The sequence below is a fragment of the Vibrio sp. 03_296 genome (genome assembly GCF_002265885.1).
This window is the reverse complement of record NZ_NPKW01000661.1, coordinates 1-856: the sequence shown is the minus strand read 5'-3', so window position 1 is coordinate 856 and position 856 is coordinate 1. Positions and strand designations below refer to the sequence as shown.

General features: G+C 44.2%; 1 protein-coding gene. It reads right to left on the bottom strand.

The window, feature by feature from the left end; all coding sequences use genetic code 11:
- Window positions 1-202 precede the first annotated feature (202 nt).
- On the bottom strand, window positions 203-394 hold the full coding sequence (locus CIK04_RS34290) for a hypothetical protein (RefSeq protein WP_325205883.1): 192 nt from the start codon (window positions 392-394) through the stop codon (window positions 203-205).
- Between the last annotated feature and the right edge of the window lie 462 nt (window positions 395-856).

Here is an 856-nt window from a genome sequence, read left to right as displayed (position 1 = left end):
ATGTTTGCTATTTTTGTTTGGCATCAAGCCAGCAAAGTCATAACCCGCCTTAGCAATGACACAAATTCTATCGATAAAAAATGGGGCAGTGTGACTGCCCCAAATCGTTTTTCCGCATTGTTTTTGCTTTCTTGTTCCGTGTAAGAGTCAGAAATTGTTCTTTTATGCGGTTCCTAGCTTTCAACCAAACGTTGTTGAAGGCTTAGAACTTGTATGACACACCTGCGTAAAGAGAACCTAGCACGATGTTGACGTCGTCACTTGGGCCGTTATCGAACATAAAGCTGTCCACTTCGTAGGCTACGCGGAAGTTGAGGTTTTCAATTGCTTTCGGTGAATATTCCGCCACCCACACCAGCGCGGAATGAGGTTTCTGTCTTTGATAGAGGACCAAAATCGAGGTTCCAAGTCGCGGCCAAGACCCACTGTTGCAAAAGGACGCCATCCACTATCAAAGGTGTAACCAAGATTTGACCATCAACGCGATGTCTTTCAGGTTTTACCAGTGTGGCGGTCTGCGTTCGTCTTTAACTGTAATATCGCCGTAACGCGTGTATTGCCGCTTCAATTGCCACAATGCGGTTGAACTGGTAGCCACCGTACTAACTTGTATGTCGAATCGTTTGATTTAAGATCGAGTTCATTTCTACCAATACCATCATCGTATGCAGTGGTAGCACCGATACCACCACCTAGGTAGAAACCAGATACGTCTTTCTTCTCGATGTCGTTGGTGTTTGCCTGCGCTAAATGCAGAGACAGCAGCTAACAAAATACAACTTTTTTCATTTTGTAATTCACTCTGTTACTTTCAATAAAACGGCGTGCATTATAGGGTGCGACTTATGAGATACAA